This window comes from Methanobrevibacter thaueri, from assembly GCF_003111625.1.
GTDB lineage: Archaea > Methanobacteriota > Methanobacteria > Methanobacteriales > Methanobacteriaceae > Methanocatella > Methanocatella thaueri.
In genome coordinates, this window is the sequence record NZ_MZGS01000024.1 from 154,546 (window position 1) to 178,217 (window position 23,672).

Annotated in this window: 23 protein-coding genes and 6 tRNA genes; 15 read left to right on the top strand and 14 right to left on the bottom strand. The window is 37.4% G+C overall.

What is annotated here, in order from left to right; translation table 11 throughout:
* Positions 1-50: 50 nt before the first annotated feature.
* The 3 genes from fhcD to MBBTH_RS07600 all read right to left on the bottom strand — a co-directional run bounded on the left by fhcD (position 51) and on the right by MBBTH_RS07600 (position 3,186).
* Positions 51-935 carry a formylmethanofuran--tetrahydromethanopterin N-formyltransferase gene (gene fhcD, locus MBBTH_RS07590; protein ID WP_116592453.1) on the bottom strand — a complete coding sequence of 295 codons (885 nt, stop codon included), beginning with the start codon at positions 933-935 and terminating at the stop codon, positions 51-53.
* A 110-nt stretch (positions 936-1,045) separates the two neighbouring features.
* Positions 1,046-2,113 (bottom strand): acyltransferase, encoded by a 1,068-nt coding sequence (locus MBBTH_RS07595; protein WP_116592454.1) that lies wholly within the window; start codon positions 2,111-2,113, stop codon positions 1,046-1,048.
* A gap of 5 nt (positions 2,114-2,118) precedes the next feature.
* Positions 2,119-3,186, bottom strand: a complete 1,068-nt coding sequence (locus MBBTH_RS07600; protein WP_116592455.1) for a UPF0104 family protein — start codon at positions 3,184-3,186, stop codon at positions 2,119-2,121.
* A 70-nt stretch (positions 3,187-3,256) separates the two neighbouring features.
* Between MBBTH_RS07600 and MBBTH_RS07605 the strand changes: the two genes are divergently transcribed.
* Together MBBTH_RS07605 and MBBTH_RS07610 are read left to right on the top strand one after the other, a co-directional pair.
* Positions 3,257-4,690, top strand: coding sequence for a TrkH family potassium uptake protein (locus MBBTH_RS07605; protein ID WP_243409765.1), 1,434 nt, complete (start codon positions 3,257-3,259; stop codon positions 4,688-4,690).
* A gap of 49 nt (positions 4,691-4,739) precedes the next feature.
* Positions 4,740-5,390, top strand: coding sequence for a potassium channel family protein (locus MBBTH_RS07610; protein ID WP_116592457.1), 651 nt, complete (start codon positions 4,740-4,742; stop codon positions 5,388-5,390).
* Here the strand turns inward: MBBTH_RS07610 and MBBTH_RS07615 are convergent, their stop codons facing one another.
* From MBBTH_RS07615 to MBBTH_RS07650, 8 genes are all read right to left on the bottom strand, one after another.
* A complete protein-coding gene (locus tag MBBTH_RS07615) occupies positions 5,391-5,996 on the bottom strand; it encodes an MBL fold metallo-hydrolase (protein WP_116592458.1) in 606 nt (201 codons plus the stop codon). It lies immediately after the preceding gene.
* Between the two features lie 60 nt (positions 5,997-6,056).
* Positions 6,057-6,204, bottom strand: a tRNA-Trp gene (locus MBBTH_RS07620).
* 51 nt (positions 6,205-6,255) lie between these two features.
* Positions 6,256-6,666, bottom strand: coding sequence for a Holliday junction resolvase Hjc (gene hjc / locus MBBTH_RS07625; protein ID WP_116592459.1), 411 nt, complete (start codon positions 6,664-6,666; stop codon positions 6,256-6,258).
* Between the two features lie 97 nt (positions 6,667-6,763).
* Positions 6,764-6,836: transfer RNA gene (locus tag MBBTH_RS07630), tRNA-His, on the bottom strand.
* A gap of 29 nt (positions 6,837-6,865) precedes the next feature.
* Positions 6,866-6,948 (bottom strand) — tRNA-Leu (locus MBBTH_RS07635).
* Positions 6,949-7,004: 56 nt separating this feature from the next.
* A tRNA-Glu gene (locus tag MBBTH_RS07640) sits at positions 7,005-7,079 on the bottom strand.
* A 29-nt stretch (positions 7,080-7,108) separates the two neighbouring features.
* Positions 7,109-7,182 (bottom strand) — tRNA-Ile (locus tag MBBTH_RS07645).
* 5 nt (positions 7,183-7,187) lie between these two features.
* Positions 7,188-7,260: transfer RNA gene (locus tag MBBTH_RS07650), tRNA-Asn, on the bottom strand.
* Between the two features lie 194 nt (positions 7,261-7,454).
* Here MBBTH_RS07650 and MBBTH_RS07655 point away from each other — a divergent pair.
* The 9 genes from MBBTH_RS07655 (at position 7,455) to MBBTH_RS07695 (ending at position 15,024) form a co-directional block, all read left to right on the top strand.
* Entirely contained in the window at positions 7,455-8,435 is a 981-nt protein-coding gene (locus MBBTH_RS07655; protein WP_116592460.1) for a radical SAM protein, read from the top strand.
* A gap of 45 nt (positions 8,436-8,480) precedes the next feature.
* The gene (locus tag MBBTH_RS07660) at positions 8,481-9,452 is read left to right on the top strand and encodes an NAD(P)H-dependent glycerol-3-phosphate dehydrogenase (RefSeq protein ID WP_116592461.1); all 972 of its coding nucleotides are present in this window, start codon (positions 8,481-8,483) and stop codon (positions 9,450-9,452) included.
* Between the two features lie 13 nt (positions 9,453-9,465).
* Entirely contained in the window at positions 9,466-10,233 is a 768-nt protein-coding gene (locus MBBTH_RS07665; protein ID WP_116592462.1) for a phosphocholine cytidylyltransferase family protein, read from the top strand.
* A 145-nt stretch (positions 10,234-10,378) separates the two neighbouring features.
* Positions 10,379-11,731 carry an Asp-tRNA(Asn)/Glu-tRNA(Gln) amidotransferase subunit GatB gene (gene gatB, locus MBBTH_RS07670; protein WP_116592463.1) on the top strand — a complete coding sequence of 451 codons (1,353 nt, stop codon included), beginning with the start codon at positions 10,379-10,381 and terminating at the stop codon, positions 11,729-11,731.
* 11 nt (positions 11,732-11,742) lie between these two features.
* Positions 11,743-12,546, top strand: coding sequence for a CBS domain-containing ParB/RepB/Spo0J family partition protein (locus tag MBBTH_RS07675; protein ID WP_116592464.1), 804 nt, complete (start codon positions 11,743-11,745; stop codon positions 12,544-12,546).
* A gap of 2 nt (positions 12,547-12,548) precedes the next feature.
* Positions 12,549-12,839 (top strand): phosphoribosyl-ATP diphosphatase, encoded by a 291-nt coding sequence (hisE, locus tag MBBTH_RS07680; RefSeq protein WP_116592465.1) that lies wholly within the window; start codon positions 12,549-12,551, stop codon positions 12,837-12,839.
* A gap of 63 nt (positions 12,840-12,902) precedes the next feature.
* Entirely contained in the window at positions 12,903-13,667 is a 765-nt protein-coding gene (locus tag MBBTH_RS07685; protein ID WP_116592466.1) for an ABC transporter permease, read from the top strand.
* Between the two features lie 12 nt (positions 13,668-13,679).
* Positions 13,680-14,546 carry an ABC transporter ATP-binding protein gene (locus MBBTH_RS07690; RefSeq protein WP_116592467.1) on the top strand — a complete coding sequence of 289 codons (867 nt, stop codon included), beginning with the start codon at positions 13,680-13,682 and terminating at the stop codon, positions 14,544-14,546.
* Positions 14,539-15,024, top strand: coding sequence for a hypothetical protein (locus MBBTH_RS07695; RefSeq protein ID WP_116592468.1), 486 nt, complete (start codon positions 14,539-14,541; stop codon positions 15,022-15,024). The genes MBBTH_RS07690 and MBBTH_RS07695 overlap by 8 nt, the downstream gene beginning before the upstream one ends.
* A 5-nt stretch (positions 15,025-15,029) precedes the next feature.
* Here the strand turns inward: MBBTH_RS07695 and MBBTH_RS07700 are convergent, their stop codons facing one another.
* Together MBBTH_RS07700 and larB are read right to left on the bottom strand one after the other, a co-directional pair.
* On the bottom strand, positions 15,030-15,590 hold the full coding sequence (locus tag MBBTH_RS07700) for a GNAT family N-acetyltransferase (RefSeq protein WP_116592469.1): 561 nt from the start codon (positions 15,588-15,590) through the stop codon (positions 15,030-15,032).
* 1 nt (position 15,591) lies between these two features.
* Complete coding sequence (gene larB / locus MBBTH_RS07705) at positions 15,592-16,353, bottom strand: nickel pincer cofactor biosynthesis protein LarB (RefSeq protein ID WP_116592470.1); 762 nt, start codon at positions 16,351-16,353, stop codon at positions 15,592-15,594.
* A 55-nt stretch (positions 16,354-16,408) separates the two neighbouring features.
* On the opposite strand from larB, the gene hypF reads away from it, so the two are divergent.
* Positions 16,409-18,649: a carbamoyltransferase HypF gene (gene hypF, locus MBBTH_RS07710; RefSeq protein ID WP_116592471.1), complete on the top strand. Its 2,241-nt coding sequence runs from the start codon at positions 16,409-16,411 to the stop codon at positions 18,647-18,649.
* 33 nt (positions 18,650-18,682) lie between these two features.
* Here the strand turns inward: hypF and MBBTH_RS07715 are convergent, their stop codons facing one another.
* Positions 18,683-19,123 carry an ArsR/SmtB family transcription factor gene (locus MBBTH_RS07715; RefSeq protein WP_394340199.1) on the bottom strand — a complete coding sequence of 147 codons (441 nt, stop codon included), beginning with the start codon at positions 19,121-19,123 and terminating at the stop codon, positions 18,683-18,685.
* Positions 19,124-19,503: 380 nt separating this feature from the next.
* Here MBBTH_RS07715 and MBBTH_RS07720 point away from each other — a divergent pair, with 380 nt between their 5' ends.
* From MBBTH_RS07720 to dnaJ, 3 genes are all read left to right on the top strand, one after another.
* Positions 19,504-20,055 (top strand): nucleotide exchange factor GrpE, encoded by a 552-nt coding sequence (locus MBBTH_RS07720; protein ID WP_116592473.1) that lies wholly within the window; start codon positions 19,504-19,506, stop codon positions 20,053-20,055.
* A 41-nt stretch (positions 20,056-20,096) separates the two neighbouring features.
* Positions 20,097-21,971 carry a molecular chaperone DnaK gene (gene dnaK / locus MBBTH_RS07725; protein ID WP_116592474.1) on the top strand — a complete coding sequence of 625 codons (1,875 nt, stop codon included), beginning with the start codon at positions 20,097-20,099 and terminating at the stop codon, positions 21,969-21,971.
* 128 nt (positions 21,972-22,099) lie between these two features.
* A complete protein-coding gene (dnaJ, locus tag MBBTH_RS07730; RefSeq protein WP_116592475.1) occupies positions 22,100-23,242 on the top strand; it encodes a molecular chaperone DnaJ in 1,143 nt (380 codons plus the stop codon).
* Positions 23,243-23,672: the final 430 nt, after the last annotated feature.

Consider the following 23,672-nt stretch of genomic DNA (forward strand, 5'->3'; position numbering starts at 1 on the left):
TAAAAATTTTCTAATTAAAAAAAGTAAAAAAGTAGAGAATATGAAATTCTCTAGAATAAGTCTTGTAAGTGGATTTGGTAAGGTCCTAAGCTTCCACCGTAGTTACCAGCACCGATTTCGATAACACCAGGTACTTGACAAGCAGCTTCAATACCTGCTTTCATAGCAGCTTTAACAGCTTCTTCGTCAACACCGTCAATAACGATTTCCATGTTTCCGAATACGTTTTCTGGTAATTCAGTTTCAACTTGGTCTTTTAAAGTTACACATTCTTTTTCGTTGGTGGATGCGCTCATGAAAGAGTATTTGGAACCTGTTTTGGAACCAGAAGCAACCATACCACCGGAGAAAGGAGTGATCACACCAGGAACAGCGTGAATTGCATCAACAGCTGCTTCAGCAGCAACGATAGATGTCATTTGACTGTCACCCATAATGAAGAAGTTTCCACCAGCTACTCCATCTTTGCATCCCATTTCGTCTTCTACTAAGAATTCACCAGACATGATTGGGATTACGTGCATTTTTTTACCGTTTACATCTTTTTCAGTTTCGTATCCGTCACCGAAGAACTTGAGTTGTTTTCCGGTTGGGAAGGATTCTTCACTTTCTAAAGCATTGAATGCTGCTGCAGTAGGAGCGGTTAAAACACATTGTCCGATTCTGTCCATGATTTGTCCGCCTAAAGCTTTTTTGGACATGTGGCAGATCATGATTACATAACCTGGTCTTCCATCTGGAGAGTCAGTTGGAGGAATGTATTGGTCAATACCTGCTTCTGCAGGACATCCAATAACTGAAGTAGCAAATCCAGTAGCTTCAGTAGCTGCAATTTTAGCTAAATGTTTAGTAGCTGCAGTAATAATCAATCTAGATACTTTAATTCCAAAACCTTCAGCAAAGGTGTCTTGTATTTCTACGCCATTAATTTCCATAATTTCACCAAAATTTTTTTAAAAAATAATTTTTTTGTGATAATAAAATTTATGATTATAAATTAAAATAAAGTTTTCTATTTTAGCTAGGAAACATGATTTTCAAAAAGTCATTTGACACCGATGAACTCATCTAGAATTGGCATTTTCGCTAAAATATAGATTATAATCCAAGATAATACGAATCCTGTTAAGAACAGTATAAGATAGTCGATTGTGAAGTTGAATGACAGATGCAGGATTTTGCGAACTACCATAATCATCTGACTGTGAATCAGATACATGCCGTAACTGCATATTGAAATGGAGGTTATGATTCCCTTAGCTGATTTTGGAATGCTGTTTAGAGCTGTGCTTGTTTTAAAGAGGCAAAAGACCCCAATAGCCACAATAATCACGAGAATGGAATACCTATGGAATTCAAACAGTATGGAAGTGCCAACCACCATATAGGAATATGCAAGCATTGCAATGGAAGGCAGCAATATCAAGATCCAGGAAATCCATCTGCTGTTGAACACCTTCCTTTCAGTGTATCGCAGATAATAACCCAAAACCACAAGACCCATCGGACTTATGAAATAGGACAGCTTTACAGGACACTCAATCATCAGCGTGTAATCGAACAGTGTTGTTATGACCCAAATGGCCAGGAAGTATTCCAGTTCGGACAATTCCGCATGCTTGATCCACTTGTTGAATATCGGCATTGTCAGATACACGCCCAGCATCATCCAAAAGAACCAGTAAACCGCCGAACCAGGTGCCTTGCACATCAAAGTGTTCCAGAAGACCCTCAAAATGCCCATTATTCCAAAACTCTTAACAAAACCTACGCTCGGAATGAAATAAGACGCCGCAACAAGCAAGACTGTGAATACGGCTGACCAAAATACAAACGGCTTTACAATGCGGGGAATCCTTTTGGACAGAAATCCTTTGATGTCCCAATCACGGCCCAGAAGCAACGCTCCGGAAAGCATCAAAAACAAATCAACGCCTATTCTGAAGAAATTGTTTGCGAAAGTCTCGTAAAATCCGCTGAAGGAATAAATCGTATGGATGTCATAGCTCATCATTTCCCCAAGGTGGCCTGTGACATGAAGCAGAACCACACAAAGAATGGCAAAAGCCCTTAGGGCATCAAAATAAAAAATTCTTTTGGAAGCATTAGTCATAGAATCTATCCGTCGTCTTTTGAGTCGTCCTCTAGGGATTCCTTAATTTCATCAGGTGATGAAGAGCCGGTCGCCTTATCCAAGACTGATGAACCATAGTGAGGCAAGATGACTAATCCCAGGATTGTAGGCATCCAAAATGAAATTAATCTCTCGATAACAGTGGCCGCCGCACTGACGGATGTGGATATTCCTGCTGCTGAATAAAACAGAATCATCATACCGTCAACAGCACCTAATCCTCCAGGCAATAGTGGAATCATACCCACAAGGCAGGCTACGATGAATACTTCACCGATTACGATTAGGTTCACCTGAGCCCCGAATGCAAGGAATACGAAATAAACCCTTAAAATCTCCATAATCCAAACCAAGAAGGACAAAGGTATTGTGTAGGACAGTACCTTCTTATTGGAAATCAACAGTCTCATGGTTTCCTGGAATCCGAAGACCGCATCATGAATTTTCATTTCCAGATCATCTGAATTTTTCTTATAGAATCTTCTGACAAGTGCTATTATCCATCCTTCAACCCTCTTACCGAATCCTGGGTTGATGCACATGTAAATAAGTACAATCAATACTGCGACAATTGCAATCACTGCCAAAACCATCACAATCAATAGCCATGTGTCAACATTGAAATAAATAGCCATTGCTGCAATTGTGATTGCCGCCAAAACAACGAATGGAAAAGTATCCAATGCCCTGTCTGCCACAACTGTCGCAAATGTCTCTTCAAACGGATATCCGTTTTCCTTAGATAGGAGATATGCCCTCACAGGCTCTCCTCCACCACGTCCTGATGGGGTGAGATTGTTGATTGCAAGACCGACCAGCAGTATTGGAAGCGTTTTCCTGACGCTGGTCTTAATGTCCGCAAGGTCGTTGAGGACTTTCCAACGCAATGTGTATAGGAAGAAGATTACAAACTGAATTACAATAGCTATAATGATTAATTTAATGTTGGCCAACTTTAAGGCCTCTACAACCTCATCAATACCTATGAAGTAGAGCATGACAGCTAAAATAAGTATGCTAATCCCTAAAAAAAATAATGTTTTGCGGTCCATAGTTTAATAATAGTTTATGGATTTTAATACTTATAAATTTATATAGAATTTTATTCAAATTATTACAATAATGAGGTATATTACTAAAACTGATTTGAGGATTATAGCCAGAAACTCTGGAATGCTGATGATTGGGATTGGAATAATGTGTCTAATCCCCTTAGTGTTCGATTTGATATATTTTGAGTTTGATGTAATCAGTTTTGTTATTCCCGCCGGAATCTCCGGATTCAGCGGACTGTTCCTGATGAAATATTTTGAGGATTATGCCGACAAGAAGATACGTCTTAAGCATGGTATGATCATATCCTCCTTTGCGTGGATCTGGGCTGCAATCATCGGAGGGGTTGTCTTTACCCTTGCCACACATATCCCTCTTCTTGATGGTGTTTTTGAAAGCCTGTCCGCACTTACCGGAACCGGAATAACAATGTTCAACGATGTTGAGATATTACCTCACAGCATACTATTTTTTAGAGCATTCGAACAGTGGATTGGTGGTTTGGGAGTGGTAGTTATGGTCATAAGCGTTTTGACCAGACCAGGTTCTGTATCATCAACACTTTACCAGTCCGAAGCTCGTGAAGAACGTTTGAAACCTAGTGTAAAAACCACCCTTGAAAAGACCATAGAAATCTATATAATCTATACCGTTGGCGGAATAATCCTATATCTGCTTGCGGGAATGCCAATTTTTGATTCAATATGTGCTACATTCCACATAATTTCCACAGGAGGAATGGGAATTAAAAACGCGAATATGGCCTATTACAATAGTGACATAATCTATTTCATCACAATAGTCCTTATGATACTTGGTGCTACAAGCTTTATGGTCCATTACAAGGTCATCAAAACTAGGGGAAGGTCACTTATTAACGATTTGCAGTTCAAAATAATAATTTCAGCCATTGCGGGCGTTACATTGCTTCTTTATTTTACTTCAACTATCGTCCCAATGGAGTTGCTGTTTACCGTCGTATCAGCAATCACAACAACAGGAGCAACAATTGTCCCTGCACCTGTAATGGGCAACTGGCCGCCATTTGTTCTGGTTTGCCTGATGTGTCTGATGCTGACCGGTGGTTCAACAGGATCCACTGTAGGTGCAATTAAGCTCGTGCGTATGATTACCTATTTCAAAGGAATATACCGCCACATCAGAGAAATCCTGTCTCCTGAAGGAAGAGTCGTGCCAGTTACACTTCATGGGCGAAAGATTCCTGAAAAAGCCATTGCACAGGCAGGTAACTTCATTACATTATACATGATGTTCATAATGTTTACATGGGCATTATTCTGTCTGTTCGGATATGACCCATTCAAAAGTCTGTTCAGCGTAATCACCCTTCAAGGGAACAACGGTTTGGATAGTGGAGTCATCACCAATGCATTGCATCCTGCACTCAAGGCCATAAGCATACTTAACATGTGGACCGGAAGGTTGGAAATATATCCGGTATTGATTACACTGAGAACATTTTTCGAAATATTTAAAAGATAATATGTATACTATAATTAATATTGAATAACAATGTTAGTTAGGTGATTTTATGTACATTATTATAATGGGCGGAGGCCGTGTTGGTCTAACCCTTGCAAACTTGTTAAGTGAAGAAGGAAACGACATTACCTTAATTGAAAGTGATGAAACATTGTGTAATGAAGTGGCAACAGACTTAGATGCGCTTGTAATCAATGGAAATGGTACAAATTCCAAATTGCTTGAAGAAGTAAACATTGATGATGCTGACGCTTTCGTTGCAGCCACTGGAAATGATGAGGCAAACCTGCTTTCATGCATTCTAGTTAGGAAATATGATGTTAAAAGAATTATTGCACGTGTAAGTAACCCTGACCACGAAGAGGCATTCAGAGAGGTTGGAATTGATGAGGTAATCAGTCCAGAAATAACCGCCGCAAAACAATTGCAGCAAGTCGTAACCAATCCTCTTGTTGTGAAATTGACTACACTCGGCGAAGGTGACGCTGAAATCCATGAAATGACAATAACTAATGACAAGGTAGTTGGAAAACGCTTTAAGGAAATATCTCCTAATAAAGATTATATCATTATTGCCACCTATAAAAGCGGCAAATTAGCTATTCCACAACCTGATGACACCATCGCACGTGGAGAAAAAATCACACTTCTTGTAAAAAGAGGAAAATTGAATAAAGTTACCAAAAAATTAGAAAAATAATTATAATAATGAATAGGACATTCTAATATGTTCCTTTCCATTATTTTCCACTATTGGACCATGGCCAGGATAAATGTTTTTAACGTCCAGCTCAGTTAACCTGCGGACACTGTTTTTCATGTCATTATAATCTCCGCCAATGTCCATTCTACCGACTCCACCACCTGCAAAGATAGTGTCTCCTGAAATTATGCTTTCACCATCCCATAAGCAAATTCCACCCTTTGTATGGCCTGGAGTGTGAATTACCTCAAAATCGGCTATTTTATCCCCTTCCTCCAGTTCAATGTCCACCCTGGAGTTGTCAACACCTTCAAAAGCGGACATGGAAGTGCCTAGGGTATCCTCGTTTTTAATGGAAATCGCATCGAACTTATGGACGGCAACCTTGGCGTCAGGGAAGAAATGATTGCCCCCAATATGATCAAAGTGACAGTGAGTATTGACCACCAATTCAATGTCCTCAGGTTCAACGCCATTTTCACGAAGTTTGGAGAACAAGTAATCCTTATTATGGCCCGCACCAGTATCCACGAGTATATTATCATTGATTAGATAACAATTTGAATCATAATTATAGCCTAAAATAAAAACAATGGAACTCATGAAAGATAATATAATCAAGAAAGTAATTAAAAGTTTTGAAAAAAAAGTTTTATAAGAAAATGGGGTCACAGGGATTTGAACCCCGATCCTGGGATTTCTCTTGCCTCAGTACTCCAATTGTTCATCACAACAAGTACTGTTCAGTTACGCGTATATTTCTTCAAAGACAACTGGAGTCCCAGATGATGCCAGGTTACACCATAACCCCACATAACATACAATCATAAATTACATTTTAATAATATATAAATATTTGCAATTAGTCAAATTTCATCTGCTTATCTATACCTGCTATTTCATCAATTTCAAACCCTTTCTCAAGCGCATAATCCTTTTCAACCTTATAATTTCCATTTTTGGTTCTAGGAGTACTGTCAGGTTCTAAAAATAGCCATTTGGTGTATTTGAATCTTACTCCAATATATGGCTTTGCGCCAAAGATTTTTGAAAATTCGCAAAGAGAAGAAATTTGATCCTCTTCAATATAGATTTTATCTTTTGTAGTTGTTTTAACCTCAATAGCCAAATATATTTTGCCGTTTCCTGCTATCACATCAGGCAAAGGTATTTTGGTAGCTCCCCCTGATGCAGGAGCCCTCATAGCTGCAAAATTCCTATCCCATAATTTATGAACTAATTCTCTTTCTTCTGCTGATCCTTTCTTTGCCATTTAAACCCTCAATTAAATAGTTTGATTTAATGATATATAAACAAAAGGAGAGAGCATTTGGGAAGTATTCTGAAATCAAAAAAAGTATAATAATAAAGGCCGGAGCCGAGATTCGAACCCGAGTCCCGGGATCCACAGTCCCGGAGGATGACCACCTACCCTACCCCGGCAGTTTGATAAATAAATGAAATTGTTAAAATGCGGGAGCAGGGATTTGAACCCTGGTAGACCTGCGTCAACAGGTCCTAAGCCTGTCCCCTTTGGCCTCTCGGGCACCCCCGCTTATGAAAACAAAGGATACATAGAAACCATTAAAAATCTTAACAAAAGTTTTAAAATGCTCCGGCCGGGATTCGAACCCGAGTCTTCGGCTCGAAAGGCCGAAATGATTGGCCGGACTACACCACCGGAGCATACAAATACAAATGAATTTCAATTAACATGGGCCCAATGGGGTTCGAACCCATGACCTTCCGGTTATGAGCCGGACGCTCTACCTGGCTAAGCTATGGGCCCAAAAGCGCCATCGACAGGACTCGAACCTGTGACCAATCGGTTAACAGCCGAACGCTCTACCTACTGAGCTACGATGGCATAAGACACCCATCGGACTTAACCAAATAAAACCCATGATTAAATATCAAAAGACTTTAAACAGTAATAATAACTTTGTGTTTACCCACTATATAAACCTTTTGGTATTTCCACTAATTTGACTAAAAAAAATCAAATCTATACAATAATTAATTTAAACTAGTATATAAAGTTTAAGAAACAAAGATACCAACATGGATTCTAACATATTTGACTTAATTAAAAAAGCTAATGACACAACGCTCAACAGGCATGGCAATCTAATTACGCTTGAAAGAGCTGTGTTCCTATCATGGTGGTGCGACAAGGGAGACTGCGCATTCTGCTACATGTCAACGCAAAAAAACAAAATAAAAGACCCGACAAAAGCAAGAAGAAACATATACAATATTTATGCAGAAGCAGAAATGTGCAAACGTCTTGACTGGAATATTGAGTTTCTCTCCGGAGGTTACGAATCCTTCAGCACCCAGGAAATAAAGGAAATTGCAACCACAATAAAGGACATCACCGGAGATGGAGTCTGGTTGAACACAGGAATAACAGATGAATTGGGAGAATATGGCTCTGAAATCAAGGGAATAACAGGTGCCGTTGAGGTTGCAAATCCTGAAATCCATGAGAGAGTCTGTCCATCTAAAAAATTAGATGACATAAGCAATATGTTAGATACCGCAGATGATTTAGGATTTAAAAAAGCAATAACCATTATTTTAGGTCTTGGCGAAACATTGGAAGATGTTGACTATATCATAGATTACATTAAAGATCACAAAATCGACAGGGTGATTTTTTACTCCTTGAATCCTCACAAAGAAACCATTTATGCAAACTCATCACAGCCTGCATCACTCTATTATGCCCAAGTTGTGGCACAAGTCAGGCTAGCATTCCCAGACATTGAAATAATCTGCGGAACATGGATTGACAATTTGGCAAATATCGGAATATTGATATTGAGTGGAGCAAATGGAATAACCAAATTCCCATTATTCAAGATGTTCGCAACAAAATACGGCAAAAGAGTTGAAGAGGAAGTTAAATGGGCAGGACGTGAACTAAAAGGAACATTCACCGACAAATCACAATTAGGCCCTGAAAAAAGTGAAGTCTCCCCTGATTTGGACAAGTTTATAAAACGATATGTTAAAGAATCATTAAAAAATAAATACTAATATAATATAAATTATTAATAAAAATCATTGAATGTAGGTGTTTTAATGGCATTGAATGTAGGCGTCATTGGTGCGGGTGCATTAGGTACTGCAATTGCCCAAACGATGAGCGAAAATGTGGATGAATTATTACTACATGTTAGAAAACAGGATTTATGTGATGATATCAACAATACAGGATACAATACTCAATATTATCCCAATAACAAATTAAATGAAAATATTAAGGCTACAACTGATATTAACGATTTGAAAAAATGCGACATAATCTTTTTAGCAATACCCTCTTCAGCATTTAGAGAAACTTTAAAAAACCTAAAAGAAGTGCTTGAAGAAGAGACAATTATTGTTACAACCGCAAAAGGAATCGAATACCCTTCATTGAAATCAATGGGTGATTTGATATCAGAATACTTTGATGAAAACTATGTTGCACTGTCAGGACCTAACTTTGCATCAGAAATAATGTTAAATCAACCGACCATTACAAATATTGCTTCAAGGAAAGCGGAAAACTCCCAGAAAGTAAAGGAAGTATTGTCTACCAAACAGTTCAAGGTGAAAATAATTGATGATATCAAAGGGATTGAACTGTGCGGAGTTTTGAAAAACATCAATGCAATAGCTAATGGAATATGTGAAGGAATGAACATTAACGAAAATGCAAGATACAGCATCCTGACAAGAGGATTTAAGGACACAATTGAAATCATTGAATCCTTTGGAGGAAATTCAGATACCGCGCATGAATACTGTGGATTTGGAGATCTGATTATGACTTCCACCTCATCTGAAAGTAGAAATCATACATTGGGTATCCTATATGGCCAAAGACTGGTTATTGATGAAGCAGCCAGCGGAATCGTGTTTGAAGGTAAAAACTCAATCAGGGCAGTGAGAGACATTTGTGAGAATAACAATATTGACAGTGAAATCGTGAATTTTGTTTATGATGTGATTATTGAAAGAATAGCTCCTATTAAGGCATTCAACAAATTATGGGAGAACATTGAATAGAAGGTGATTATTTATGATTGGAGTAATATTATCAGCTGGAATGGGTACAAGATTAATGCCCCTTACAAAAGACAAGCCAAAACCATTGCTTGAAATCAATGAAGTGACATTGCTTGAGAGAATGATTAAAAACCTGATGAACGAAGACATTACCGAGTTTATCGTTATTGTCGGATACAATAAGGAGAAGGTCATTGAATTTGCACCAATCCTTGAAGAAAAATATGATATAAAGGTTAAAATCATTGAAAATGAAAATTATGACACCACCAACACTTCAGTATCAACTTACTTAGCAAGCAAATACATTGAAGACAACGGAAAAGATGATTTCATATTAATCAATGGTGACAATGTTGTCGATCCTGAAATCATCACAAGAATTGCCGAAAGGGAAAATACCAGTTTGATTGTGGATAATTTCAAAGACCTCAATGAAGAATCATTTAAGTTAATTATTGAAAATGAAACATTCAATGAAGACAATACCATCGCTAACGGAACAATCAAGGAAATTGGAAAAGGAATAGACATTCCAAGTTCCACCGGCGAATTCATCGGAGTGTCTAAAGTTTCATCAAGCGACATTGTCAAATTCAATGAGATACTTGAAGACTTAATGGAAGAGGACAAGCAAAACTATTACGATTTTGCATACAAACCATTAAGCACCATCAGTCCTATTGATTTTGTATTGACAAACGGACTTAAATGGACCGAGATTGATGACCATAACGATTGGGAACAAGCTCAAAAATTAATTAATGAATTTGAAAACTAATTCATTAACTTTACTTTTTTTAATTTTTTAAATTTATTCTAAAAAAAGCTATTTTTAATAATATTTATAAATTGAATTAAACAAATATAACTATAATATAAAAAATTATCCTAATGGAGGAATTATTATTAGTGACGATGTCGATATGATGTGTGGACTTGAAATCCACGTACAATTAGAAACCGAATCAAAATTATTCTGTGATTGTCCTACAAATTATCAGGACGCACCTATTAATACAAACATCTGTCCAGTTTGTCTTAATCAACCAGGTGCTAAACCACACCCTACAAATGAAAAAGCATTGGAAAACGCATTGATGATTGCGTTAATGCTAAACTGTGAAATAGACCAAGATGTTATTTACTTTATGAGAAAACATTACGATTATCCTGACTTGCCTTCCGGTTATCAGAGAACCTCAGTCCCTATCGGAATCAACGGCGAATTAAATGGAATCAGAATCCGTGAAATTCACGCAGAAGAAGACCCAGGCCAATTTAAACCTGACAGAGGTACAGTAAACTTCAACCGTTCCGGAATCCCATTAGTAGAAATCGTTACAGAACCGGATATAAAATCTCCGGAAGAAGCAAGGAATTTCTTAAAAGAGTTAATTCGTGTTTTACAATACAGTGGTGCTGCTCGTGGTGAAGGTACAATGAGAGCAGACGTTAACATTTCCATCAATGGTGGAAACAGAGTTGAAATGAAAAACATTAACTCAATCAAGGGAGCTTACAAATCATTGAACTTCGAACTCATAAGACAGAAAAATCTTGTGAAAAGAGGAGTTGAAGTAAAACAGGAAACTCGTGCTTACTTAGAGTCTCAAATGATTACCGTCGGAATGAGGATGAAAGAGGATGCTGATGACTACAGATTCATCACAGACCCTGACCTCCCACCAATGAAGATTTCAGATGAAACCATTCAAAGAATCCTCGACACAATGCCTGAAGCTCCACACAACAAAGTTAAAAGATTTGTTGAGGAATATGGTATTGATGAGGAATCCGCTAAGGTATTGACTTCAGAATTGGATTTGGCTATTGCATACGAAGAAGTTGTAAAAGAGGTCGATGCCAAATTTGCGGCTAAAGTTATGAGAGACGAACTTAAAAGAGTATTGTCCTATAACAAAATGGACTTTACAGACAGTAAAATTACATCTGATGATCTGATTGAATTCTTAAAGATGCTTGAAGATAAGGAAATTACCGCAAAAGCAGGACACAAAATCATCGAGCAAATGCCAAATAACGACAAATCACCAAAAGAAATTGCTGAAGAATTAGGATTGCTTGGTGTCGTTAAGGATGATGAAGTGTTAGCTGCAGTAAAACAAGCAATAGAAGAAAATCCAAAAGCTGTTGATGATTATCTAGGCGGTCAAAAGGCTTCACTCAACTTCCTGGTAGGCCAAGTAATGAGATTGACCCGTGGAAAAGCTGACCCTGGTGAAACTGTTAAACTCTTAAAAGAAAACATTGAATAGGGGGAAACCAGATGGGAGAGAAAAAATCTTTTGTTAAAGATTACATGACCAAAAATGTTATTAGTGTTTCTCCAGATACTGAAACTGAGAAAGTTATCGATTTAATGAAAGAAAGTCGTCACAACAGTTATCCTGTACTGGACAACGGAAAATTGGTCGGTATGGTAACTGCATTCGATATCGTGTCAAAGGAATGGGCAGATACAGTTTCAGGAATAATGAGTACCAAATTGGTTGTTGCCAACCAAAACCTATCTATCAACGACGCATCAAGAGTGATGTTCAGAAGAGGCATCTCCAGAATGCCTGTCGTTGACGCCGAAGGCGGATTGGTCGGCATCATAACAAACACCGATATGGTCAGGTCACACATCGAAAGATCAACCCCTAATAAAGTGGAATACTTCAAAAAGACAATGGAACAGTTATATGGCATTAAAACCACTTTAAAACATATGCGTGTTGAAACCAACAAGTTAAGGCCAACACAGGACAGGGTTTATGCTGACGAACTTGAAGGAAGAGCATATGAATTGGAAAAAGGATTGGCTGAACCTGCAATTGTTGTGAAAACTGGTGACCGGTGGATTTTGGTTGATGGACACCACAGGGCAGTTGCATCCGCTCAAAGAGGATATGAAACTGTCGATTCATATGTTGTTGATTTGGGCCAGGACATCAAATTGGGTATGGAGAAAACCGCCGACAAGGCAGGAATTTACAATTTTGACGATATTGAAATCATTGATGATGATAAACATCCTTTAATAGCCCTTACAGAAAGTATGCAAGACCAAGAATCTAAAGGAGAATAATGATGAGCAATGAAGAAATTATAAGGGAAGTGTATGAAGTCCTCGAATCCAGAAGGGACAACCCTATTGACTCATATACCTCCAACATCATGAAGGACAGTGACAAAAGAGCAGAAGACAAAATTCTTGAAAAAATAGCCGAAGAAGCCGGTGAAGTATTGATTGCCTCTAAAAATGATGAAAATCTTGTATATGAATCTGTTGATTTGATATTCCATACATTATTGCTCTTGGTCTATAAAGGCATAGAACTTGATGAAATTTTTGAAGAATTCGCAAGAAGAAGAAAATAATAAAAAATATATTTAAATAGTTTTATATAAATTAATTTAATTGAAAAAATATCGGTTATTACAATGTTTGATACATTCTCAGAAAAGAAATTTTTATTAACTGAATTGGTTAAAAAAAATTTAACTGCTAAATATAAAGACTCTGTCTTAGGTATACTTTGGAGTTTCTTTAATCCATTGTTGACCATGATAGTTTTTACAGTAGTCTTTTCAATGTTATTTGGAAAGAATGTTGTAAATTACCCTGTTTATTATTTAGCAGGTAGAGTCATATTTGATTTTTTCAACCATGGGACTAAAGGGGCAATGAACTCAATCAGAAAGAATGCACGGTTGCTTAAAAAGATTTACGTGCCTAGACCAATGTTCCCCGTTAGTGCGATATGCTATGAATTTGTTAACTTCTTAATTTCATTCGTCATATTATTTGGAGTTATGTTTGTGACTGGAGCCCCATTCCACTTTACATTAATTTATGCAATAATCCCTATTGTTTTAATTGTAATATTAATATTCGGAGTAGGATTGATTTTAGCAGTTTGCAACACTTATTTCACAGATATCGGATATTTATATAATGTATTCACATTAGTATTGCTTTATGCATCAGCATTATTTTATCCAATCGAAATTGTGCCAACAAAGTTCCAGATAATATTTTCATTGAATCCGGTTTACTGTGCAATGACCTGCCTTAGACAATGTGTTTACGGAGTTGCTCCTAACTTCTCCACAATATTATATATTGCAGTATTTGCATTAACCACATTGGGAATCGGAATATTGTTATTTAATATTTATGGTAAAAAATTGACATTAGAATTATAGATAGGTGTTATTATGAGCTTAATGGAAAAATTAAAACGATTATTTGGAAGCAATACTGTTAGAAATAATACACCAGCTATAGATTCAGACATCGCTATTAAAGTGGAACATATTACAATGGAATTTAAGGTTTCAAATGATAAAATCGACACTTTAAAGGAATATGTAATTAGAACCATTAAACGTAACAAAAGCGAATCCAAAAAAGTAAAAGTCCTAGATGACATTTCATTCACAATCAAAAGGGGAGAAAAACTAGGAATACTTGGATTTAACGGTGCGGGTAAAAGTACTCTTTTAAGAATAATTGCCGGAATTTACGAACCTAGTGATGGAAAGATTACAATCAACGGAAAGATTGCACCATTACTCGAATTAAGTGCCGGTTTCGATAAAAATTACTCCGGAAAAGATAACATTTACCTGAACGGCGCATTATTAAGTATGAGCAAGGAATATCTTGATGAGAAATATGATGAGATTGTTGAATATTCCGAGCTTGGAGATTATATTAATTTCCCTGTAAAAAATTACTCTAAAGGTATGAAGGCAAAATTAGGTTTCTCAATCGCCACACTCATCGATCCCGACATATTAATCATTGATGAAATCCTTTCTGTGGGAGACATCAAGTTCAGAAAGAAAAGTGGTGAAAAGATTAACGAGATGATGGCTGAAGGAGTTACCGTATTGTTGGTTTCACATTCAATCAATCAAGTCAGAAGAATATGTGACAGATGCATTTGGATTGATAACGGTAAGATGATTATGGAAGGAGATGCCGATGAAGTCTGTGATGCTTACGTTGAAGATGCCAACTATGCCAAAATTAAAAAAGAGAAAAAATTAAAACGTAAATTGAGGAAAAAATATGGATAAACGATGGTTAGGAATAATTATTATTTTTATAGCAGGAATAGCGTGCATGTATTTAATTGTTGATTCATCACCTACTGTTGGAAAGGCCGTAACTGTTGTTGATGAAATGACCATAACTTTACCTAGCGGTTTTAATATATTAAAGGAAACTGATAAAAGCGTTCATTTATTAGATCATCAAAATAATACTGCGAATATTACTATAAAAGGAACTGGAGACAATTCTTCAAAATTATTTAAATCAAAATTGAAATCCTTAAATAGCAGTGGTGAAGTAGAAATTCAAGACACAAACAATAACGGCACCACCAATATAATATTCTATAAGAATTTAACAACCGATAATGAATACTCAATAACATACTTTGTAAAAGACAATCGTACTATTGAGCTAAAAATGGACAAATATGATCATTGGAAAGACGATTGGAATTTTATATTTGACACAATAGTGCACAACTTCAAACAAAACAAATAGGAATGTTATAATTTAAATTCAAGATTATACATTCCCCTTTCAAATTTTCCAATTTTCAATCTTTTTTTATTAAACACTTTAAATCCTAAATTTTCATAAAGAGCTTTTGCACCGGAATTTCTAAAATCGGCATCCAGAATTACACGTTCATAACCTTTTCTTTTTGCATAATCAATCGAATCCAATAAGACTTTCCTACCGATTCCTTGGCCCCTCAAGGATTCGTCAATAGCAATCTCCGCAATGTAAAAATCTTCCTTTTCAATATCACATAAAACAAAATGGTCCAAAATATCAACTATGACCAGCCTAGGGGATTTAAGATAAAGATTATGTGAGGTCTTAGAAGTATAAATGATCAATATCCCAATTATCTCACCATAATCATCTAAAACAACCTTAAAATAGTCATCCTTATCTCTCTTATATAAATCACGGGCAATAGTCTCAACAGCCTTGGATTCATCCTTAAAAAGCATGTCAAATGTTCTAAAGTCCACATCATAAACTAGTTTTGCAACCTTAGAAACATCATGAATATTACAATCAAATGTTTCATATCTCAAATTAATCACTGTTCACAATAGTTAATGCAAATACTCCTGCGCCAAATCCATTATCTATATTTACCACCGCTATTCCAGGTGCACATGACTGAAGCATTGCATCAAGAGCCACTCTTCCCCCTTCTCCTACGCCATATCCAACAGAGGTCGGGACGGCAATTACAGGCACATCAACAAGACCTGCGACAACTGAAGGAAGTGCCCCTTCCATTCCCGCACATACAATGAATGCTCTGACACCTTCCTTGACCATGTGAGCTATTTGAGGGAAAAGCCTGTGTATCCCAGCAACCCCTATATCATAAGAGGTGATTGCCTCACAGCCCCCTTCTTCAACTATGACTCTTGCTTCTTCTGCAATATTTATATCAGAAGTCCCTGCAGTTATTATTCCTATTTTTGCGATTGGTTCTTTTTCGGTGATTTCCTTTCTGATAACCAGGATTTGTGCTCTTTTATTATAATCGAAGATATGTGAGTCTCCACCCAAATCGGATAAGATTTTTTCATATCTCTCATTGGAGAGTTTGGTTATTATTAAATCCTTATCGCTTTTCTTGAGATAATTTCTGATAATTGTTATTAGGTCTTCATAATCCTTACTTGGTGAAAAAACCGCTTCGGGAAACCCTGTTCTCTCATTGCGCTTAATGTCAAACTTGACAATGTCGTCAAATTCCAAAATATTATCAGCCTTCAAGAGATGTTCTGCCTCATCTACATCAAGTTCCCCGTTAACTAATCTTTCAAGAATATCTTTCATAATATAATATATAAGATAAAATTATATAAAATTTGACTTACAATATTATAACTTAATGAAGGCTTTAAAGATTTTAACACAAGGAATAGTCCAGGGTGTGGGATTCAGACCATACGTTTACAGACTAGCTACAGACTTAGATTTGAATGGATCTGTAAGGAACCTTGGAAATGTTGTTGAAATCATTGTTGAAGGTGAAAAAGCCTCTGATTTTGTTGAAAGACTTCCTGAAGAATTGCCGCCAATAGCTAAAATCGATTCCATGGAAGTTGAAGAGATTGACATCCGCAACTATCCTGATTTTGAAATCATAGAAAGTGGAGACAGCTACTCAGGAGTCAGCGTCATTCCACCGGACATTGCAATATGCGATAAGTGCCTGGCCGAAATAAGAAATCCCAATGACCGCAGATACAAGTACGCATTCAATGCATGTACAGATTGCGGGCCAAGATTCACAGTTATTGAAAGCGTTCCATATGACAGAATCAGAACATCAATGGACGAGTTTCCATTATGTGATGACTGTCTAGTTGAATACAAACAGCCATTGGACAGACGTTATCACGGTGAAGCGATATGCTGCAGTGACTGCGGACCCCAAATGAGCTTTTATGACGGATTGGAAAGAATTGAATGTGACAATCCCATTAAAAAAGGTGCTGAAATTTTAGAAAAAGGTGAGATATTAGCAATCAAAGGGATTGGCGGAACACATCTGGTCGTTGACGCATATAATGATGAAGCGATAAGGGAATTGAGAAAAAGATTGAACAGGCCAAATCAGGCATTTGCGGTAATGTGCAGGGATTTGGAAAGTCTTGAGAAATATGCGCAACTTTCCAAAAAAGAGATAGAAACTATTACCTCAAACAAAAGGCCTATCGTTATCCTAAAGAAAACTGAAGACTACAGATTTCCCGAAAGCCTATCTCCCGGCCTTCACAACATTGGAGTCATGCTTCCATACTCACCAATGCACTACCTATTGTTTGATGAAAGCGACATTGACACATTTGTAATGACTTCAGCCAACATTCCCGGCGAACCGATGATGATTGACAATGAGGAAATCATCAATGGAGTCAATGACTATTCACTTGTCCACAATCGTAAGATCCTAAACCGCTGTGACGACTCTGTAATCAGGTTCAGAAATGATGAGCTGTCCTTCATCAGAAGATCACGGGGATACACTCCGGAACCCTATACCATAAATTATGAAGTGAATGACCTGGACGTTCTTGCATTAGGTCCAGAGCTTGACGTGACATTTTCAATTGCCCGTGGAGATAAGGTATATCCTTCACAGCATATCGGAAATACAAACAAGCCTAAAACATTGAAATTCTTAAGAAAAGCCATTGAAAATATGGAAAGGATTACAAAAATCAATGAATTCGATGTTATAGCATGTGATATGCACCCTCATTTCTTCACTACCCGTCTGGCACATGAGCTTGCCGAAAAGTATGATGCAGAAGTCTTGCCTGTCCAGCATCACCATGCACACAGCATTGCACTTGCAAATGACCATGGAATTGATGAGATGGTGGTCATTGCAGCCGACGGTGTTGGTTACGGCAGCGACGGCACCAGCTGGGGAGGAGAGATTCTTTATACGGACATTAAAAATTTTGAAAGAATGTCCCATTTGCAACCTCAAATGATGCCTGGGGGAGACATGGCCACAAGATATCCTGCCAGAATGCTTGCAAGCATCCTTGACGATGAGGAATTGATTAAAAGCTATTCAGATTACTTCAAGTATGGTGAAATCGAAATCAAGAATATCTTCAAGCAGATATCCTCCGGAATCAATGTGGGAATTTCCACAAGTACCGGAAGGGTCCTTGACTCAATGGCAGTTGCGCTGGAAATCTGTCATGAGAGGACATATGAGGGAGAATGCTCCATGAAGCTTGAATCCGCCGCATATTATTCAACAGAAGACTTGGAAATTCCGGTTATCGTTGAAAATAATCAGTTGAATACAACCGAGATTTTACGTGAAGTCGTAAGGCTATACCAAAGCGGTGCGAAAAAGGCAGATATCGCCGCAGCAGGACAAACCGCAGTTGCAAGAGGATTGAGCAAACTTGCAATTCAAGGTGCAGACAAAAAGAATGTCAATGCCATTGGCGCAACCGGAGGGGTGTTCTACAACGAGGCAATTACAGAAACCGTCAAGGATTGCATCGAGGGTAACGACTATAACTTCATACAGCATCTGAATACATGTGCAGGGGACGGTTCGGTTTCATTAGGTCAAAGCATTGTGGCTAAAAAAATGTAAAAAAAGTGTTTGAAAATTAATTCAAACATAAAATTATCTATTTTTCATGGTTCTTTCAAGGATATATTCGGCTCTTTCTAAAAGATTGCCGTATAATCTAATCTGATTTCTCAACTCGTCGATAGCTTCGAGCTGTCCGTCATCAATTCTTTTTTCAATATCCAATAATTTGGACCATTCATCTCCTGATGGAAGTTGTAATGTGTTGAGCATGTCGTCAGTAAACTGAACATCAAAGTTATTTCTGTTAATGGTAATGTGGATGTTCACTTCATTTTGCAAATCGTAGTATTTACGTGGGCGGCCTCTTAAAATCTTTTTATAAGAAGAGTTTAGAATCCCTATATCTTCCATTGCGCGCAAGTGTGCAATAATAGCTTTTTGACCAATGTCAAGTTCATTGGAGATTTCACTAACAAACATAGGTTCTTCCCTTAAAAGATTTATAATGTCTCTTCTGGTCTTACAACCCATTACATCAAGGATATCTTCCACATCAATGTCGTCTGCCGGGCCATTATAGTTGGTTCTTAATTCTATATGGCCTTTTGGACTATCAACATTTCTGCGAGATTTTTCATTTTTCTCAATGTCGTTTGTATTAGCCATGTTTATACATTATGTATCGAAACCTTTATATAACTTTTTGTTACTATAATAATGTAAGAGAAAGATAACTTTTGGTTACTTTAATATTTGGTTCAGAAAAACTTAAAGTAATAACTCTTAAATGATGAACCATTTTCCTATATGTCCATAAATTCCCTAAAACCAATGTTAAAGGACCAAAAGAAAAATTTCTCGATGCAGAGTTATTACAAAAGTTTTTCAAAAAACCTCAAAAAGGTGTAACTATGACTGATGAAAATAAAAGCGAGACTGAAGTGGAAACTCAAGATTTAGAAGAAAAAATCGAGGAACTCGAAAAAGAGTTGGCTCAGAAAGATGAGGAAATCGAAAAACTTCAAAACGATCTTGAAAAATCTGAAGCTGAAACCCAAGAATACATTTCACTATCACAAAGACTTCAGGCAGATTTCGAAAACTTCAACAAAATCCAGGAAAAAAGAAACAAGGATCTTATCAAATTCGCAAACGAGAATGTTATAAAAAGCTTCCTGGACTGTTATGAGGACTTCGGTAGAGCTTTGGAAACCGAAAATGATGAAGACTTAAGAAAAGGTGTAGAGTTAATATATAACAAATTTAGTGACGTGCTTGAAAAAGAAGGAGTATCCGAAATACCTGCAAAAGGTGAAAAATTCGACTTGAACAAACATGAGGCATTGATGGTTCAGGAATCAGATGACGTTGAAAACGGATATGTCATCGAGGAATTGATGAAAGGATACATGTACAAGGACAAAGTTCTTAAATATTCAAAAGTTATAGTTTGTAAAAAATAACGTTTATTAAATAATTTATTAAAAAAAATAAGGTGATAATTATGTCTGATACTAAAAAAGAAAAAATTATTGGAATTGACCTCGGAACAAGTAACTCCGCAGCATCCGTACTTGTAGGTGGAAAACCAACCACAATTCCATCTGCTGAAGGTGCAAGTCAATACGGTAAATCATTCCCAAGTTATGTTGCATTTACCGAAGACGGTCAAATGTTAGTCGGTGAACCTGCAAGAAGACAAGCAGTAACAAACCCTGAAAATACAATCAGTGCAATCAAAAGAAGCATGGGTACTGATCACAAAGTTACTGTAAACGGAAAACAATACTCTCCACAGGAAATCTCTGCATTCATCTTGCAAAAAATCAAAAAAGATGCAGAAAGCTTCTTAGGCGAACCAATTGAAAAAGCAGTTATTACCGTACCGGCTTACTTTGACGACAACCAAAGGACCGCAACCAAAGACGCAGGAACCATTGCAGGACTTGACGTCGTAAGGCTCGTGAACGAACCAACCGCAGCAAGCCTCGCATACGGACTGGATAAAGCTGACGATGACGACATGAACATCATGGTATACGACTTAGGTGGAGGTACCCTGGACGTAACCATCATGGAATTCGGTGGAGGAGTGTTTGAAGTAAGATCCACCAGCGGAGACACCCAACTCGGTGGTACCGATATGGATAACGTATTAATCAAATACCTAGCTGACGAGTTCAAAGCACAAGAAGGCATTGACTTAATGGATAATGACCAAGCAGTACAAAGATTAAGGGAAGCTGCTGAAAAGGCAAAAATCGAATTATCCACCACTACCACAACCGAAGTCAACTTGCCATTCATCGCAATGGGAACCGACGGCAGTCCTAAAAACTTAATCATTACACTTACCAGAGCTAAATTAGAAGAGCTCGTTGATCACATTGTGGAAAAATCTGGTAAACCAATGCAACAAGCATTGGATGACGCTAAAATGAGCAAATCCGAAATCGACAAAATCATCTTAGTCGGTGGACCTACCAGAATGCCAATCGTACAGAAATTCGTGGAAAAATTCATTGGAAAACCAGTTGAACGTGGTATTGACCCAATGGAATGTGTATCCATGGGAGCAGCTATTCAAGGAGGAGTATTGGCTGGTGAAATCAAAGACATCGTTCTTTTAGACGTAACTCCATTATCCTTAGGTATCGAAACCTTAGGTGGAGTTTCAACCACTTTAATCGAAAGGAACACTACTATCCCTACCAAGAAAAGCCAAGTGTTCTCCACAGCCGCTGACAACCAACCTTCAGTAGACATCAACGTATTGCAAGGTGAAAGGAAAATGGCAGCGGACAACACTTCACTCGGACGTTTCCAACTTGTAGGTATCCCACCTGCACCAAGAGGAGTTCCACAAATTGAAGTAACATTCGATATCGATGCAAACGGTATCATTAACGTAACCGCTAAAGACAAAGGAACAGGTAAAGAACAGGCAATCACCATTACCTCTTCCACCAAATTGTCCGATGAGGAAATCGAACAAAAAATCAAAGAAGCGGAAATGAACGCCGAAGCTGATAAGAAAAGACAAGAAGAAATCGAAATCAGAAACAACGCAGACTCATTAATTTACACTTCAGAAAAAACTTTAGATGAACTCAAAGATCAAGTATCTGAAGATGAAAAAACTAAAGTCGAAGGACTTGTAGCTGAATTAAGAGAACTTATAGCTGGCGATGACGTTGATGCCATCAAAGCAAAGTCTGATGAATTATCCAACGTAATTCAAGAAATTGGTGCTAAAATCTACCAACAAGCACAAGCAGAAGCACAAGCTCAACAACAAGCAGGAGCTGACCCTAATGCAGGTGCTCAAGACGGCGATGATGACACAATAGATGCAGACTATGAAGTAAAAGACGATTAGATTAAATAATACAGTTTTATTAGATTGTTAGGTTACGACAAAATCAGAATCAGAATCAAAAAATAGTTAAACTAACAGTTAAAATAAAACTATTATTTATTCTATATTTATTTTTTTAAGGTGAACAAATGGCAGACAAGCGAGATTATTATGAAGTGTTGGGCGTAGACAAAAACGCCGATGAAAAAACAATTAAAAAAGCTTATCGTAAACTGGCCAGACAATACCATCCGGACGTTTGTGATGAACCAGATGCAGAAGATAAGTTTAAAGAAGTGAGTGAAGCATACGCTGTCTTGTCTGATGATGAAAAACGTCAAAGATATGACCAATTCGGTCATGCAGGAATGGATGGATTTACAGCTGAAGACTTCTATCAAAACGTGAACTTCGAGGACATCTTCCAAGGATTCGACATAGGAAACATATTCGACATGTTCGGTTTTGGAGGAGGATCACGTTCCAGAGGAAGAACCGGACCTCAAAGGGGATCAGACATATACACTGAAGTTCCAATCACCCTTGAAGAGGCGTTCAACGGCTGTGAAAAGGAAATCAAAATCACAAGAAGTGAATTATGTCCAACCTGTCACGGTTCCAAATCAAAACCTGGTTCCGACCCTGACACCTGTCCGAAATGTGGAGGTACCGGCCAGATCAAGGAAGTCAGCAACACCTTCCTGGGCCAAATGGTCAACGTAAGGCCATGTAGGGAATGTGGCGGAACAGGTAAGATCATTACCGACCCTTGTGACGATTGCCACGGTAGAGGAAATAAGAGAAAAACAAAAACCATTAAAATCGAAATCCCTGAAGGGGTTGATGAAGGCAACCACTTAAGAGTTTCACATGAAGGAAACTGCGGTGAATCAGAAGGCCTTGAAGGAGACCTGATTGTAACCGTGCACATTAAAAAGAATGACAAGTTCATCCGTGAAGGTGACCACCTTTACATGGAACAGCAAGTGAGTTTCCCACAGGCCGCATTGGGAGATGTGTTAAGCATTCCTACAATCGAGGGAAAAGAGGTCGAATTTAAGATTACACCAGGAACACAAAGCGAAACTGTCTACAAACTAAGGGGTCAGGGTATGAACTCCGTCAGACACAACGGTAGAGGAAACATGTATGTGACAATCAAGGTTGTCGTTCCTAAAAAATTAAATTCAAAACAGAAGGATTTACTTAAGCAATTCGCTGAAATCAGCGGAGATGAAATCCAGCATGTTGAAAGAGGACTCTTTGACAGAGTCAAGGATGCTATGAAGTAGATTAGTTTTCACTAATTTACTTTCCACTTATTTTCTTGTTTTCAGACATTATTAAATCAATACTTATGACTTTTTTTAGATAATTATTGAAGATCAATTTGATAATTCCCATTAACCATCTATAAAAAATATATTCCATCCAATGTGATTAGATGAAAGCGATGCAGTTTATCAAGATTGAAATTTCTGTGAAACATAGCGATTTTTGGGATGAAATTTACTATGGGAGTGTCCGATATTAGTTAATTATATTAATACTAATCACTAAAATGGATATTACTAAAAATTTCCAATGGATATAACGTGAATTTTAAAAATTCACCAAATTTATTTTTTATATAATTAAAAAACAACTTATCGCAACAAATATCAAATTTAACAATTAAACTATTGAATATTTAATATTTAACTGTGAAAATCAACTATTTTT

Bases quoted from the DNA above. Each gene is read 5' to 3' on its own strand.
- fhcD (WP_116592453.1), bottom strand. From the start codon at position 935: ATGGAAATTAATGGCGTAGAAATACAAGACACCTTTGCTGAAGGTTTT.
- MBBTH_RS07595 (WP_116592454.1), bottom strand. From the start codon at position 2,113: ATGACTAATGCTTCCAAAAGAATTTTTTATTTTGATGCCCTAAGGGCT.
- MBBTH_RS07600 (WP_116592455.1), bottom strand. From the start codon at position 3,186: ATGGACCGCAAAACATTATTTTTTTTAGGGATTAGCATACTTATTTTA.
- MBBTH_RS07605 (WP_243409765.1), top strand. From the start codon at position 3,257: ATGAGGTATATTACTAAAACTGATTTGAGGATTATAGCCAGAAACTCT.
- MBBTH_RS07610 (WP_116592457.1), top strand. From the start codon at position 4,740: ATGTACATTATTATAATGGGCGGAGGCCGTGTTGGTCTAACCCTTGCA.
- MBBTH_RS07615 (WP_116592458.1), bottom strand. From the start codon at position 5,996: ATGAGTTCCATTGTTTTTATTTTAGGCTATAATTATGATTCAAATTGT.
- hjc (WP_116592459.1), bottom strand. From the start codon at position 6,666: ATGGCAAAGAAAGGATCAGCAGAAGAAAGAGAATTAGTTCATAAATTA.
- MBBTH_RS07655 (WP_116592460.1), top strand. From the start codon at position 7,455: ATGGATTCTAACATATTTGACTTAATTAAAAAAGCTAATGACACAACG.
- MBBTH_RS07660 (WP_116592461.1), top strand. From the start codon at position 8,481: ATGGCATTGAATGTAGGCGTCATTGGTGCGGGTGCATTAGGTACTGCA.
- MBBTH_RS07665 (WP_116592462.1), top strand. From the start codon at position 9,466: ATGATTGGAGTAATATTATCAGCTGGAATGGGTACAAGATTAATGCCC.
- gatB (WP_116592463.1), top strand. From the start codon at position 10,379: ATGATGTGTGGACTTGAAATCCACGTACAATTAGAAACCGAATCAAAA.
- MBBTH_RS07675 (WP_116592464.1), top strand. From the start codon at position 11,743: ATGGGAGAGAAAAAATCTTTTGTTAAAGATTACATGACCAAAAATGTT.
- hisE (WP_116592465.1), top strand. From the start codon at position 12,549: ATGAGCAATGAAGAAATTATAAGGGAAGTGTATGAAGTCCTCGAATCC.
- MBBTH_RS07685 (WP_116592466.1), top strand. From the start codon at position 12,903: ATGTTTGATACATTCTCAGAAAAGAAATTTTTATTAACTGAATTGGTT.
- MBBTH_RS07690 (WP_116592467.1), top strand. From the start codon at position 13,680: ATGAGCTTAATGGAAAAATTAAAACGATTATTTGGAAGCAATACTGTT.
- MBBTH_RS07695 (WP_116592468.1), top strand. From the start codon at position 14,539: ATGGATAAACGATGGTTAGGAATAATTATTATTTTTATAGCAGGAATA.
- larB (WP_116592470.1), bottom strand. From the start codon at position 16,353: ATGAAAGATATTCTTGAAAGATTAGTTAACGGGGAACTTGATGTAGAT.
- hypF (WP_116592471.1), top strand. From the start codon at position 16,409: ATGAAGGCTTTAAAGATTTTAACACAAGGAATAGTCCAGGGTGTGGGA.
- MBBTH_RS07715 (WP_394340199.1), bottom strand. From the start codon at position 19,123: ATGGGTTGTAAGACCAGAAGAGACATTATAAATCTTTTAAGGGAAGAA.
- MBBTH_RS07720 (WP_116592473.1), top strand. From the start codon at position 19,504: ATGACTGATGAAAATAAAAGCGAGACTGAAGTGGAAACTCAAGATTTA.
- dnaK (WP_116592474.1), top strand. From the start codon at position 20,097: ATGTCTGATACTAAAAAAGAAAAAATTATTGGAATTGACCTCGGAACA.
- dnaJ (WP_116592475.1), top strand. From the start codon at position 22,100: ATGGCAGACAAGCGAGATTATTATGAAGTGTTGGGCGTAGACAAAAAC.